Origin of the sequence: Flavobacterium anhuiense (assembly GCF_004151235.1) — a bacterium.
Taxonomy (GTDB): Bacteria; Bacteroidota; Bacteroidia; order Flavobacteriales; family Flavobacteriaceae; genus Flavobacterium; species Flavobacterium anhuiense_A.
In genome coordinates this window covers 54,584-68,886 of record NZ_JUIV01000009.1, presented here as the reverse complement: position 1 = coordinate 68,886, position 14,303 = coordinate 54,584, and the positions used below count along the sequence as shown (strand labels likewise).

10 protein-coding genes are annotated in these 14,303 nt (G+C 36.2%); 5 read left to right on the top strand and 5 right to left on the bottom strand.

All coding sequences use genetic code 11. From position 1 onward, the window contains the following. Positions 1-192: 192 nt before the first annotated feature. Positions 193-1,215 (bottom strand): LLM class flavin-dependent oxidoreductase, encoded by a 1,023-nt coding sequence (locus NU08_RS12660; protein WP_008463550.1) that lies wholly within the window; start codon positions 1,213-1,215, stop codon positions 193-195. A gap of 214 nt (positions 1,216-1,429) precedes the next feature. On the opposite strand from NU08_RS12660, the gene NU08_RS12655 reads away from it, so the two are divergent. From NU08_RS12655 to NU08_RS12635, 5 genes are all read left to right on the top strand, one after another. Beyond that, a complete protein-coding gene (locus tag NU08_RS12655; protein WP_129747505.1) occupies positions 1,430-2,905 on the top strand; it encodes a DUF1254 domain-containing protein in 1,476 nt (491 codons plus the stop codon). Between the two features lie 314 nt (positions 2,906-3,219). Next, the gene (gene aspT / locus NU08_RS12650; RefSeq protein WP_129747503.1) at positions 3,220-4,914 is read left to right on the top strand and encodes an aspartate-alanine antiporter; all 1,695 of its coding nucleotides are present in this window, start codon (positions 3,220-3,222) and stop codon (positions 4,912-4,914) included. 35 nt (positions 4,915-4,949) lie between these two features. Further along, positions 4,950-6,596 carry an aspartate 4-decarboxylase gene (aspD, locus tag NU08_RS12645; RefSeq protein WP_129747501.1) on the top strand — a complete coding sequence of 549 codons (1,647 nt, stop codon included), beginning with the start codon at positions 4,950-4,952 and terminating at the stop codon, positions 6,594-6,596. A 29-nt stretch (positions 6,597-6,625) separates the two neighbouring features. Then, a complete protein-coding gene (locus NU08_RS12640; RefSeq protein ID WP_129747499.1) occupies positions 6,626-7,675 on the top strand; it encodes a type II asparaginase in 1,050 nt (349 codons plus the stop codon). A 43-nt stretch (positions 7,676-7,718) separates the two neighbouring features. Beyond that, on the top strand, positions 7,719-8,888 hold the full coding sequence (locus tag NU08_RS12635; protein WP_242502549.1) for a porin: 1,170 nt from the start codon (positions 7,719-7,721) through the stop codon (positions 8,886-8,888). Between the two features lie 299 nt (positions 8,889-9,187). Here NU08_RS12635 and NU08_RS12630 read toward each other — a convergent pair whose 3' ends face one another. The 4 genes from NU08_RS12630 to NU08_RS12615 are packed head-to-tail and all read right to left on the bottom strand — an operon-like array spanning position 9,188 to position 13,945. Continuing rightward, on the bottom strand, positions 9,188-10,348 hold the full coding sequence (locus NU08_RS12630) for an ABC transporter permease (RefSeq protein WP_129747495.1): 1,161 nt from the start codon (positions 10,346-10,348) through the stop codon (positions 9,188-9,190). After that, entirely contained in the window at positions 10,317-11,501 is a 1,185-nt protein-coding gene (locus tag NU08_RS12625) for an ABC transporter permease (protein ID WP_129747493.1), read from the bottom strand. The genes NU08_RS12630 and NU08_RS12625 overlap by 32 nt, the downstream gene beginning before the upstream one ends. Then, entirely contained in the window at positions 11,501-12,490 is a 990-nt protein-coding gene (locus NU08_RS12620; RefSeq protein ID WP_129747491.1) for an HlyD family secretion protein, read from the bottom strand. Before NU08_RS12620 ends, NU08_RS12625 begins: the two co-directional genes overlap by 1 nt. Continuing rightward, complete coding sequence (locus NU08_RS12615) at positions 12,491-13,945, bottom strand: TolC family protein (RefSeq protein WP_129747489.1); 1,455 nt, start codon at positions 13,943-13,945, stop codon at positions 12,491-12,493. Between the last annotated feature and the right edge of the window lie 358 nt (positions 13,946-14,303).

Genomic DNA, 14,303 nt, shown 5'->3' with positions numbered 1-14,303 from the left:
AAGCTTTAAAAAGAATTTGAACCGAAAAAACAAAATATACAACTTCGATGTTTTTATCATTACCAATAAAACATTGGAGTTGTTATTAATACAAAAATCAGACAGGCAAAGGATGCTAATCGAATTGATTTTTAAAAATAAATCCTGAACCAAATTATTGATTCAGGATTTTATTTTTTTAAGCAATAGAATCTATCTCCAACCCAATGCCGGAGCCACGTGTTCTAGTATAGAAGATAAAATGTGTACATTATAATCTACACCCAAAGTATTCGGAATGGTCAACAGCAATGTATCTGCTTCCTGAATAGCTTCGTCTTGCGCCAATTCTTCAATCAGTTTATCAGGTTCTGCGGTATAGCTTTTACCAAAAATTGCTCTTTTGTCTTGCTCTATATAACCAAAACTATCATTGCCTTTGGCTTGTCCGCCAAAATAATATTTGTCTTGATCGTTGACGAGTGCAAAAATCGAGCGACTGACAGAAACTCTCGCTTCACGCTGATGCCCAGCTTTTTTCCATGCTTCTTTATATAATCTTATTTGCTCTGCCTGCTGAATATGGAATGGCTTTCCATTTTCGTCATATTTAAGCGTAGAACTCTGAAGATGCATGCCGTTTTCTGCTGCCCAAATAGCAGTTGCATTAGAGGCCGCTCCCCACCAGATTCGTTCTCTTAATCCTTCAGAGTGTGGCTCTATGCGCAACAGGCCAGGCGGATTTGGGAACATCGGGTACGGATTGGGTTCTGCAAATCCTTCTCCATTCAATTTATCTAAAAATTCCAAAGCTTTTTTACGCCCCATATCGGCATCGGTTTCACCTTCTTCGGGTTCATAACCAAAGTAACGCCATCCGTCAATAACTTGTTCTGGTGATCCTCTGCTTATTCCGAGTTGCAAACGTCCTTCTGATATCAAATCGGCTGCTCCGGCATCTTCAACCATATACATCGGATTTTCGTATCGCATATCGATTACGCCCGTCCCAATTTCTATTTTGCTCGTTTTAGCTCCAACTGCCGAAAGCAACGGAAAAGGAGATGCTAACTGCTGTGCAAAATGATGCACGCGAAAGTAAGCGCCATCTATTCCTATTTCTTCTGCAGCTACAGCTAAATCAATAGATTGCAACAAGGTATCTGCCGCTGTACGAGTTTTATATGATGGATGATTTGCCCAATGCCCAAATGATAAAAATCCTATTTTCTTCATAATGGCTTTTATTTTTTTATTCTCTCAAATATACGCATCAGAAGCGAGTAATGCTATATTTTATATCACTAATACATAAAATTAAAAAAACTAAATATTGGCTTAAAAAACTTGTTTCAAATTATAATATGCAACATCAAAAAATAAATTTCTGAGAAGACATTCTGTAAATTTGATAGTACTCACTGAATATAATCCTAAAAAACAAGTCAACATGAAAAAGTTATTAGTATTATCAACCTGTTTCTTTTTAATTATTTTAACCGGTTGCAAAAAAGAATCCACAACCAATCCTGAAAAAGCTACCGCAGAAAAATTATCTGATACACTAAGTACAGATTCTATTAAAGTTCCAGGTTCAGATGTTCTTCTGCATCCTGAATATGCCAAAACAATTGCTCGTGCGGCCTATATTTGGGGATATCCGTTAGCTAATGTTTTTAATAGAAGAAATGCTTTTCGTCCATTAAAAGAGCCTGGCAGACTTAACGGAGTTCTTCCTGGTGCTCCTCTTGGGCAAATCTGTATGCTTTCTGATTATATAGCGCCACAACAAAACAGTGTCGCATGTCCTAATCAGGATGTTGCATATGGTTATGGTTATTTTGAGCTTGATAAAACTCCTGTAGTCATTCAGGTTCCAGATTTTGGAGATCGTTTTTGGGTTTATGCTCTTTATAACGCTCGAACTGAACAAACTGGTCATGTTGGTAAAATGTACAATACAAAACCTGGGTTTTATCTTCTTCACGGCCCTAACTGGAAAGGAGAAGTTCCTAGTGGAATTACAGGCGTGATTAAATTTGAAACCGAACTAGGAAATGCGATCCCGAGGGTTTTTCTAGATGACACACCACAAGACAGAGCTGCTTTACAGCCCGTTATCAATCAAATTGTAGCCTATCCACTTTCAGAATTTGATGGAAAAATGAAAACAAAAGAATGGAGTAAAGTTCCAAACATTCCAACAGGCAGTACTGGCGGAGGTGAAATTAAATGGGTAGTTCCTGAAAAATTCTTCGATCTCTTGCCTGAAATTTTAGAAAAAGTACCGCCACTAAAAGGGGAAGAAGCTTTGTATGCTCAATTTAAAGCCTTACTGGCAACAGCGGCAAAAGATCCAGAGATTAAAAAAATAATTGTTCAAGAAGCGGTTACTTTAGACCAGACACTCATTAAAGATTATTTGAAATGGAAATATAACGGAAAACCTGCTGGAAATGGATGGAACAGATCTTTTCATAATGCGGTATGGGGATTTGATTATACAAACCGAACCAGCTCTGGAAGAAGTAACATATTTGACAACAGACCAACAGAAACTCAGTATTTCTATACTGACAATACCACAAAAGGAGAAAAGCTTAATGGTAACCAAAATTATAAAGTAACTTTTAAAGTGCTTCCTCCTGTTAAAGGTTTCTGGTCAATGACATTATATAACGCTGAACATTTCTTTTTTCCTAACGATCTGAAAAGATATTCGCTTGGTACAAAAAACAAAGGACTTAAGAAAGATGCTGACGGTTCATTAACACTTTACGTTGGCAATAAAAATCCTGGTGTAGATAAAGAAAGCAATTGGATTCCTGCTCCTAAAGGTGATTTTTCATTATACATAAGAGCATATTGGGGAGAAAAAGCAATTATAGACGAAAGTTGGATTCCGCCTGTAGTTGAAAAATATTAATTTGATAAAAAATCATATCTAAGAAATTTGTTTAACATCTAAAAAATACTTTAAAAATAAAAACCTCCAATTGGAGGTTTTTTACTTAAAACACTCATTATCAAACAAAAACTTGCAACTTAATGTTGCAAGTTTTTTTGTTTCAAATTATAATTTGAAACATCTCTATCTATTTTTTGTGTAATTATTCTGACTTTCTAGCCTAATTTTGAGAAGCCTAAAAAATCTGTCCTTAAAAGCTCCCCAGTCTTTTTTTCTACTCCTGCGATTTTCATAATCAATTATTGATACATCTATACTAAAAACAAATAATTATGGATTGGATTATTACTACATTAAAAGATTATCCTGAATTGGCCGTTTTTCTAACCTTATCTTTAGGTTATTTCATCGGGAAATTTAAAATCGGAAGTTTTTCCTTAGGAACCGTCACCAGTGTTTTACTTGTTGGAGTCTTAGTCGGACAATTAGACATTGTGATTTCTCCTAACGTTAAATCCGTTTTTTTTCTCATGTTTCTTTTTGCCGTCGGATATAGCGTAGGACCTCAATTTTTTGGAGGTCTAAAAAAAGACGGACTGCCTCAAATGCTTTATGCTGCAATAGTGTGCGTCTTATGCCTTATATGTCCATACCTTATAGGTAAAATCATGGGCTACGATATGGGACTGACCGCTGGTATGCTTGCAGGATCTCAAACCATATCTGCTGTTATTGGTGTTGCTTCAGATACTATCAATCAGTTGGGGATTCCTGCTGACCAAAAAACAGCTTTAATCAATAAAATTCCAGTAGCATACGCCGTTACTTACATTTTTGGAACAGCTGGATCGGCTTGGCTGTTGGCTTCTATAGGACCAAAACTATTAGGTGGCAATCTCGTAGAAAAAGCAAAAGAACTTGAAATTCAACTCGGTGGAGACGCCATTGGCGATGACCCAAGTATTGCCTCTGCTTACGATCGTGTTATTTATAATGCCTATCAGATTGCTTCACACTCTTATGCCAATAATAAAACAGTTTCAGATGTTGAAAATGAGTTGGAAAGCAAAGGAAGACGGTTATTTATACAACGAATCAGAAGAGGAAAGGAAATTATAGAAGCTACTCCAAAATTTGTAATTAAAGAAAATGATGTCGTTGCTTTGGGCGGAAGAAGAGAATATATGATGAATTATGTTGCTGTAAATGAGAAAGAAGTTCTGGATGTTGAACTTCTTAATTTTCCAGTAGAAGTTCTAAGCGTCTTAATTGTAAAAAAAGAAGTGATAGACAAAACTCTTGCAGATTTGCGTCATCTCAAATACATGCATGGAGTTGTAATCAGATCTCTAAAACGATCTGGAATCCAGATGCCTATATTGCCCAATACAGTCATGCAAAAAGGAGATATGATCGAATTGGTGGGCATCAAACGAGATGTCGATCAAGTTGCTACTCATATTGGTTATCCAGATCGTCCAACAAACTCTACAGATATGGCATTTGTTGGCTTAGGAATAGTTCTAGGCGGATTGCTTGGAGCATTGACTGTCAAAATTGGCGGAGTGCCAATAAGCCTTAGTACTAGCGGAGGTGCTTTAATCTCAGGACTTTTCTTTGGATGGCTAAGAGGTCAGCATCCCACTTTTGGACGAATTCCGGAACCTGCATTGTGGATTATGAATAATGTTGGATTAAACATTTTTATCGCAGTAGTGGGTATTACGGCAGGACCAAGTTTTATTGTCGGATTTCAAGAAGCTGGCTGGGGACTTTTTATCGCGGGCGCAGCAGCAACAGCGATTCCGCTAATTATTGGACTTCTTATAGGAAGGTATATTTTCAAATTCAACCCTATTATCACCTTGGGATGCGCTGCTGGAGCAAGAACTACCACTGCCGCTCTAGGTGCTTTGCAGGATGCTGTAAAAAGCAAAACGCCAGCCTTGGGTTACACCGTGACTTATGCAGTTGGTAATACGCTGCTTATTATTTGGGGCGTCGTCATCATTTTAATCATGAGTTAATCAAATTTTATATAATCTCTAAAACAATTTAAATCATGGCAATTGATATTTCAAAAATAAAGACATCTCGAGAGGTCGAGAAAACACTTCAAACTTTAAGTCCGTTTGAAATTAAAAATGAATTAATTCATCTGGCAGAAGAAAGCGCGCTTAAATCTACAGCGATAACCCTAAACGCTGGAAGAGGAAACCCAAACTGGATTGCTACTGTTCCTAGAGAAGCTTTTTTCCTTTTCGGACAATTTGCATTAGAAGAGTGCCGTAATGTTATGGAAGAACAAGGCATTCTGGCAGGAATTGTACAAAACAAAAGCGGAGTGGCTTCACGTTTTGAAGCATTTTTAGCAAAACATAAAGATGCGCCTGGAGCTTCGCTTTTAGAAAAAACATACCAATATGGTGTTGATAAACATGATTTTGATGGTGATGCATGGATTCGCGAATGGATAGAAGCCGTAATCGGATTTAACTATCCAGTCCCTGATCGTATGTTAAGTCAGATAGAAATTATAGTTCACGACTATTTGGTGCAGGAAATGTGCGGTGTAGGAAACGATAAAGGCAAGTACGATATTTTTGCTGTTGAAGGAGGAACTGCGGCAATGTGCTATATTTTTGATTCGTTTATGCAAAACCACCTTACTGAACGCGGTGATAAAATAGCACTCCTTACTCCTACTTTCACGCCTTATATCGAAATTCCAGAATTAGATCGATACAAATTTGATGTCGTTTACGTAGAAGCAAGCGGAACTGGCGAAAATGGTTTCCACACTTGGCAATATCCAAATTCTGAATTGGACAAATTGAAAGATCCAGCAGTCAAAGTGGCTTTTGTAGTAAATCCGAGCAATCCGCCGTCTTCTGCAATGAGCAACGAAACTCTAAATTACATTGCTGATATTGTAAAAAATCATAACCCAGAATTAATGATTATTACTGATGACGTTTATGGAACATTCGTCAATAATTTTAGATCCTTAATGGCCATTATTCCGCAAAATACCATTACAGTATATTCATTCTCTAAGTATTTTGGCTGTACAGGCTGGAGACTTGGAACCATAGCCATTCATGAGGACAATATATTCGACAAAAAAATTGCCAATTTAAGTCCTGCCCTCAAAAAAGAATTGCATGACCGCTATTCCAGCTTAACATTAGAACCGGAAAAAATCAAGTTTATTGATCGACTGGTTGCCGACAGCCGACAAGTGGCTTTAAACCACACGGCAGGATTATCATTACCTCAACAATTTCAGATGATGCTTTTCTCTGCATTTTGTTTATTAGATACTCAAGATGTTTATAAAACCCTTACACAATCAATCATTCATAAACGTCTTAATTTATTATGGGAAGGACTAGAAGTTCCAATTCTAGAAGACCCGATGCGAGCAGGATATTACTCTGAAATTGATGTTATGGTTGCAGCAAAACACTTTTATGGTGAAGATTTTGCCAATTGGCTAAAAACAAATTTTGAGCCCGTTGATGTATTGTTCCGTTTGGCAGAAAAAACAGCAATCGTACTTTTAAATGGAGGCGGTTTTGCCGGCCCAGAATGGAGTATCAGGGTTTCTCTTGCCAATCTTCCAACTGATAGCTATCTAATATTAGGGAAAAATATCCGTAAAATTTTAATGGAATATGTAACCAGCTGGGAAAATTCAAAAAAATAATAGAATTGTAAAATATAAACATTTGATCTATGAAAAATCTATTTACTTTATTATTATCGGTCTTATTAGTAACAGGTATTTACGCTCAGAAACTACCTAGAATCAAAATACTTGCAACTGGAGGTACAATTGCTGGACAAGGCGCATCGGCAGATCGTTCTGCTTATACTGCGGGACAATTGCCAATAAAAGATTTAATCGCGGCGGTTCCAGGAATAGACAAAGTTGCAGAAATTTCGGGAGAACAGATTTCAAATGTAGGAAGTCAGGATATGACGGTAGACATTTGGATTAAGCTGAATAAAAGAATCAACGAAATTTATAAAAATAATGAAGCTGATGGTATTGTAATCACTCACGGAACCGATACGCAAGAAGAAACGGCTTATTTCTTATCATTAACAGTAAGATATGATAAACCCGTAATCATTACAGGTTCTATGCGTCCTGCAACAGCGATAAGCGCAGATGGACCAAAGAATTTGTACGATGCGGTAACTCTAGCAGCGTCTAAACAAGCGGCGCACAGTGGTGTTTTATTGGTATTTAACGAATACATTTTTACAGGAAGAAGCGCCGTAAAAACCAGTACAACGCACTTAAATGCCTTTACAGCACCAAACAACGGTCCAATTGGACAGGTTTATGACGGAAAAGTTTCTCTTTATGAAACTCCTGTAAGAAAAGCCAATAAAAGCACTCCGTTTGATATTACAGGTTTAACCACATTACCTGAAGTGGCAGTTGTCGAATTATATGCCGATGCACCAGCAACTGCAATAAATGCGTACGTAGCTTCTGGAGTAAAAGGAATTGTAACGGGAGGTTTAGGAAACGGAAATCTAAATAAAGTAAATTCAGATGCTGCGGCAAGCGCTGTTAAAAAAGGAATTGCTGTTGCTAGAGCTTCAAGAGTACCGTCTGGAAGGGTCACTTTATTTGACGAAACCGATGATCAAAAACTTGGAACCATTGTCGCAGATGATTTAATTCCGCAAAAAGCGAGAATTTTATTAATGCTTGGCCTTACCCAAACTACTGACAGCAAAAAACTGCAGGAGTATTTCTTTGAGTATTAAACCATTGAAATTGTAAATTATGCGTGCCTTAACTTTTATAATTTTGAGCGTTTTTCTCTCGGCAGGTGCGTATGCACAGCAGGAAAAACAGACTGATACGATCCTAAATCATAAAACTCCTTTAATAAAAGCAACCAAAGTTGATTTGCTAAATAATGTCGATTTGATTTTCAATACTCAAGTGGGTTTTAACACCTATTTTGATGACGGAAATTACACTGGCAGTAAATTTGAAGTAAACCAATTTAGGCTGGAAGTAAAAGGAAAAGTGTATAAGGATAAAGTTTTTTTTAGGTTTCGAGACCGATATACTAAAGAAACTGAACCGCAGTCTACCGATAACATCAGCAGTTCTACAGATTTGGCTTTTATCGGTTATAAAATATCTGAAAGAACCAGCATTGCAATTGGTAAAATGACAGCAAACTGGGGCGGTTATGAGTTTGATATGAATCCGATTGATATTTATCAATATAATGATATTGTGGATAATTCGGATAACTTCTTAACGGGAGTTCAGGTAAACTGGAAACTAAATGCCAATCATGTTTTTTCGGGACAAATTTTAAATTCAAGGACGAAAACTTTTTCTGAATTATATCAAAATGTTCCCGATGTAGAAGAAGCCAAATTTCCTGCAGCTTATGTTGGAAACTGGAACGGAAGTTTTTTAGACGGAAAATTTAAAACCATTTATAGTTTCAGCATTTTTCAGGAAGCTACAAAAAATGGACGACCGGTAAATATGTATTATACAGCATTAGGAAATCAATTTCGAAGCAAAAAATGGCTTTTTCAATATGATTTCAAATGGAGCAGCGAAGATTTAGATCGAACAGGAGTTGTTAGTAATATTATTCCAGATACGGTTTTAGATCATGCTGCAGAAAATGTATATTATGTAGAACACTGGCTTAGAACTGTTTATTCTCTGAATGAACAATGGAAACTTACGATTATCGGAATGACAAGTAAAGCTTCATGGAAAGATATTCCTGATCCTGCTGTAAGCTCGAACCGAATCCGTACTGCCTATGGTATTATTCCGACTGTTGAATTTTACCCAATAAAAAACTTCAATTTAAAGTTTTTTGCCACATATGTGCAGCGATTCTACAATTATAGTGATTATGCTAAAGCAGATTTGGGACAATCGAATACCACAAGCGGAAGAATTATGCTTGGTATAATTTCTCCTTTGGTGGTATTGTAATAATTTAAGTAACTAACTCAATTAAGAAGCTGGAGCAAATCGTAAAATGCGATTTATTCCAGCTTTTTTTATTTGTTTCTCGCAGACTTGGCAGATTGAGCAGATTTAAGAATAAATTAAAACTCTTTGATTTATGAATAGCCTCCAGCTAAAGCTGGAGCCAATTCAAATTAATAACAGATTTATATCCATATCATCCGTATCCATGTGGTTGAAACCACACGCAATGTGTGAATATATCCCTAAAAGCAAAAAAATATGTTTAAAGTAGTAAAAACTCATAGCTCATAACTCATAATTCATAATTCTTTACCTGCCAAATATTTTAAGCGAACAAAACAGATTGTACTATAAAAAGCAAAAAGCAGTATTAGATGCAATAAAACAGACGGATTATCCCATAAACTCGCACCCGATTGTACAATAGCTGTATACAAAACAATAAAAGGCGTTGTCGGCAAAAGATTAGATAACCACTGCAATATTAGCGGAAGCGATTCAAAAGGCCAGCTGTATCCTGTAATCAAAAAAATCGGATAGGTCGAAAAAGCCATCATCTGCAAACAAAGCAATTGCGATTTAAACAAAGAACCTATAAACTGCGCCATCGGAATTAATGTGACAATGAACAAAAGCAACAATAAACTCAATTCAAGTCCGTTGCCTCTCATGGGTAAATTAAGCAGTTTGTAATTTACATTTAAGAAGAAAAAGCCATACGAAGAAAAAAGAATCAGATAGAATAATCCTTTTCCCCAAATGCCATTAGAAATCCCTGAACCGAGCCATTCTCTTAATCTAGAACGCTGACGCTCGCCTGCAACGCTTTCGCATAAGCCAATCAATAATGTTTGCTGCAAAATAAGAGCAAGCAATCCCGGCAGCAAAAACGCACCATAGCTTGATCTTTCATTAAATAACGGACGATAATCTAAATTTACAGGCATTACATTTTCCATAGCGATAGTAGTGCTCATGCCTTCTTTTTTCTGATAATATTGAAGCCTCACTCCTGCTCCAATGGTAAGACAGATTTGCTGTACATTTAACAACAGATCACTTGACGGCAGAAACCTTGCAGCGTTTATGGCCAAGACGACATTGCTTTGTTTCAAACTTAACAAATTAGCTTCTGTTCCTTCTGGAATATAAAAATATCCTTGGCAATTTCCTTGATACATTTGTTCTTTTGCCTGTTCCAAATTCGAAAAATGAATGAGTTCTACTATCGGAGAATCGTCTATATTTTGCTGCAGCAAACGAGATAATCTAGAGTTATCATCGTCTACAACGGCCAGTTTTACATCAAACTCTTCTTTATTAATGTAAATGCTTCCATAAAAAAAGGCATAAAGCAAAGGAGCAATAAGAAGCGTAAGCAGCAAACTATGATCTTTTACCACTTGCGAAGCTTCCCTCAAAAAAAGATCAATCAGCGATTGTTGCGGTTTCTTTTTCATCTTTAATCGAATTAAATTGACGTTTAAACAACAACATAGCTGTTGGATACATTACCGCACAAAACAGAAAGAGTTTGGCTACTTCTCCGTGAGCATATTTTAAAGGCAAATTCATATAATACACCTTGAAAAATCCGTCTAAAAAAGCAGTATAAGGCATAATAAGTGCGTAATATTGATCGTACCAAGGCATTGCCCATCTCGGAAAAGTAAATCCGCTAAAAACAAATGCTGGCGAAGTATAAAAAAGAGCGACATCTCCAGAAAGCATCACATCTTTAAACAAAGCCGATATAAACATGCCAATGCCAATACAGGCTAATGAAAGCATCGTATATATTACAAAAAACTTGCCTGTTGCAGCAGGAACACCAATATCAAAAAAAGGAAAAATGACACCCACAATTATGACAAAATTAATCCAGCTAATGGCAAGATGAGCAATTGTTTTTCCAATAATTGTAGCAAAAACAGACCCCTTTGAAGCATCATAAAGCTGATGCATCGTTCCTGTAACCCATTCATAATTTAAAGCCAGCATAGAACTGATTATAAGAATCATCTGCATTCCTACTGTTATCAAACCTGGAACCAAATATTCCTGATAATTATAAGTCGGATTATAAAGCTGGTAGGTATTCAAGCTTATCGGATTGGCAATAGCCATTGCTTGATCTGATTTCATTCCAGTCTTAACAAACTTCTGCAAAATGACACCCGTACTTCCTGTAATGATAACTTCGGCGACAGCCTTATAAACCAATTTGGCTGGAACAAGCGCGGCTGCATTGGTATACAAAGTCACTGTACTCGGATGTCTGCTGTAGATATTCTTCTGCAAATTGGCAGGAAAATGTACGGCACCTAGTATTTTGCCTTCTTGTACCAGTTTTTTTAATTCGGCTTCACTGCTTACTCTTCTTGTAATTTGTAATGCTTCTTTTTGTCCCAATAAAAAGATCAGCTCTCGACTGACAGCACTTTGATCTTCATCCCAAATAGCAAATGCTAAATGTTTCGCTTCTTGCTTCTGATAAATAAGCGCATAGAAGAAAAACAAAACTACCGGAACAACAAGCATGACTAAGTAAAAAACTTTTAAACTTAGAATGCGTTTCCATTCTCTAACAATTATGTTTTTTATAAAATTCATTAAGGAAGAATTAGAGAAGCAGTCATACCAGAACGTAGTCCTTTAATACGAGCTAGATCAACAGGTTTCAGTTCTATAGTAAAAGTTCTCAGTTCAAATTCTCCTTTATCTTTTGAAGGCACCCAATTGGCAAACTCCAACGTAGGCGCAATAGTGTGCACAACAGCATCAAAAGTTTCTGGCTCGGAGCCAGGAACTCTAACCGATACTTTGCTTCCTACTCTAAGCAGATTCGATTTATCCTGTCTGATATTAAACTTAATTATAGTCGAATTTTTCTTCTCAATCGTCATAATCGGATAACCGATCGAAATAATTTCGCCCTGATGCGTTACCAAACTAGAAATAACTCCATCTGCAGGAGCATACACTCTTGTATTATCGCCAAGTGCTTTGGTCAATTCATAAGCTTGTTCTGCTTGTTTTACAATAGCATTTGCGGTTTTTAGCAATTCGGGTCTTGTGCCATTTTTGAGCATTTGCAGATTTAATTGAGCAGTTTCCATTTCCTTTTTCGCAGCTTGAAACTTAAAATAGAAAACATCTTTTTCCTGCCCCGATATCACATCTTCTTTATAGAGACGTTCCATACGGTCATAAGTTGTACTAAATAGTTTGTATTGCTCCTGACTGATTTGATAGAGTTTAGAAGTTGCTTCTATCAACTCTGGTCTTGCTCCTTGTGTAAGCAATTCCTGCTGTCCTTTTGCCGCATCAATTGCCGATAATGCCTGTGCTTTTATGGCGTTTATTTCGTTAGATCGAAGTACAGCCAGCAATTGTCCTGTTTTGACAGTATCGCCCTGTTTTACCAATAACGAATCTAATCTTCCTGGGAATTCGGCCGCAACATCAACACTTGTCGCGTCAACCATTCCTATAAAATTATCATCCTCTTTATTATTGTCTTTTAAGAAAAAAATCAGTCCCGCTAGTACTACAAAAATCGGAATGATCAGCGCCCAGTAGTTTTTAAATATCTCTTTCATCTATTTAATAAATTGCGTTATTTGACTTGGATTTCCTAAACTATTGAAATATTCAGCTAATGCCAGATAGTACCCTAAAACAGCTGTATAATATCCTTTTTCTATTTCTGTTTCCACCAATAAAGCATCATTCACATCTTTTGGTGATGACAGCTGATTGTTCATTCTCTTGGTAATTAAACTGCTTGTTGTAGCAGCTTCTTTTCTGGCTGCATCCATGGCATCAACATCATTTTGAAGAGAAGTCATTTTGTTTTTTGCAACTCTAGACTGCACTTGGAGCATTAAACTGGAATTTTCTTCTCCTAACTTGGCTTCTTCTATAAGCTGTTTTGCGGCCATCGTTTTTTTGCTCGTTTGTCCATTGTATAAAGTCCATTGCAATTCAAGACCTACAAACCAATCAGGAATAGTGACTGGTAAATCTTTCTGATACAAATTGTAATTTCCTATAGCAAAAATGTTAGGCAAAGCCATCGATTTACTGATTTTTTCAGCAGTTTCTGCATACGTTATCTTATTGTTTGCAATTCTATAAATAGGATTTGTAAGCCAGTAGTCTTTTAGTGGTTTTTCTAGATTAACGGCATTGTATCTTAAAGTATCCGAAATCACTATATCGGCATTAAGATCAATTCCCATCAATTTATTCAACTCAAGATGAGCATTTTGCTTTTCCAATTTAATATTGTTATACTGGCTTTGTGCCTGAATCAAAACCACATTGGTCCAATTTTTTTGATATGGAGGAAGTATTTTATTTTTGACCAGTTCTTCTGCGTAATTTTTATTTTTATCTAAAGCATTTACAATCTGTTCCTGTTTTTTAATTAGCGAATTGAGATATAATATTCTGATGTATTGAACGGCAATTAAAAAATCGACTTCTTTTCCTGCAAGCTCCACTCCAATGCCTGCTGAATTGACAACCGATTGGGCCAAATCTATACTGGAATTTATTTTATTACCCAAAAAAATTGGCTGACGAACTCCCAATCCAGCAATAAAATAAGATTGTTTGCTTAAACTAGGATTGTAATCTGGATAAATACCGCTAATAACTTTTTTTGAGGCATTATAAATACGATCCTGAGTAGCCTGCGATAAATTGCCACCTGTAATTTCATGATAAATTTCGTTGGCAGTATTCACGCTTTGCTGCGATGAACCCTCTACAATACCATCTTTAACCGTCTGCAAGTTTATAGTAAGGGGATTGCCCAAATAAGAATAACTAGACAAAAGATCCACCTTAGGAAGATACCCTTTCTTTTCAGCCTGTAGATTATATTCTCCTGTTAATAATGCAGATCGAGCTTGTTTTATAGTAATATTATTTTGTTTGGCTATAGAAAAGCATTCTTCAAGAGAAGTACTTTGTGCTTTTATCTCCAAAAAGGACAACAGAAAACAAAACAAAATAAAAGGCTTTAGAAAATTTAGTCTTACGTACATCTATATAATATTCTTAAAATTGAAATTACTTTTAACCAGCGACTTCTTTGCTGTTTAGCTAAAACAGCAGGATAAAATAGAAATGAAATAAAAACTTATTGTTTCAAATAAATCCGGAATTATCAGAATGACCGAATTTTATTTAAAAATGCTGTTTGTGAAAATGGGGCTTAATCTAAAACAACAATCAGAAAAGTATAACGCATAAACCGAAATACCATCTAGTTAAAGATAAGATTTTATTTAATAACTGACTGTTAATTTTTTTAAAATCATATCGTTCTTGCTTTTAAAGAATTTGAAACAAGAAAAAGATATTTAACGATTTTGTATGTCCCTCCTTTGGAGCTTTTTGTTG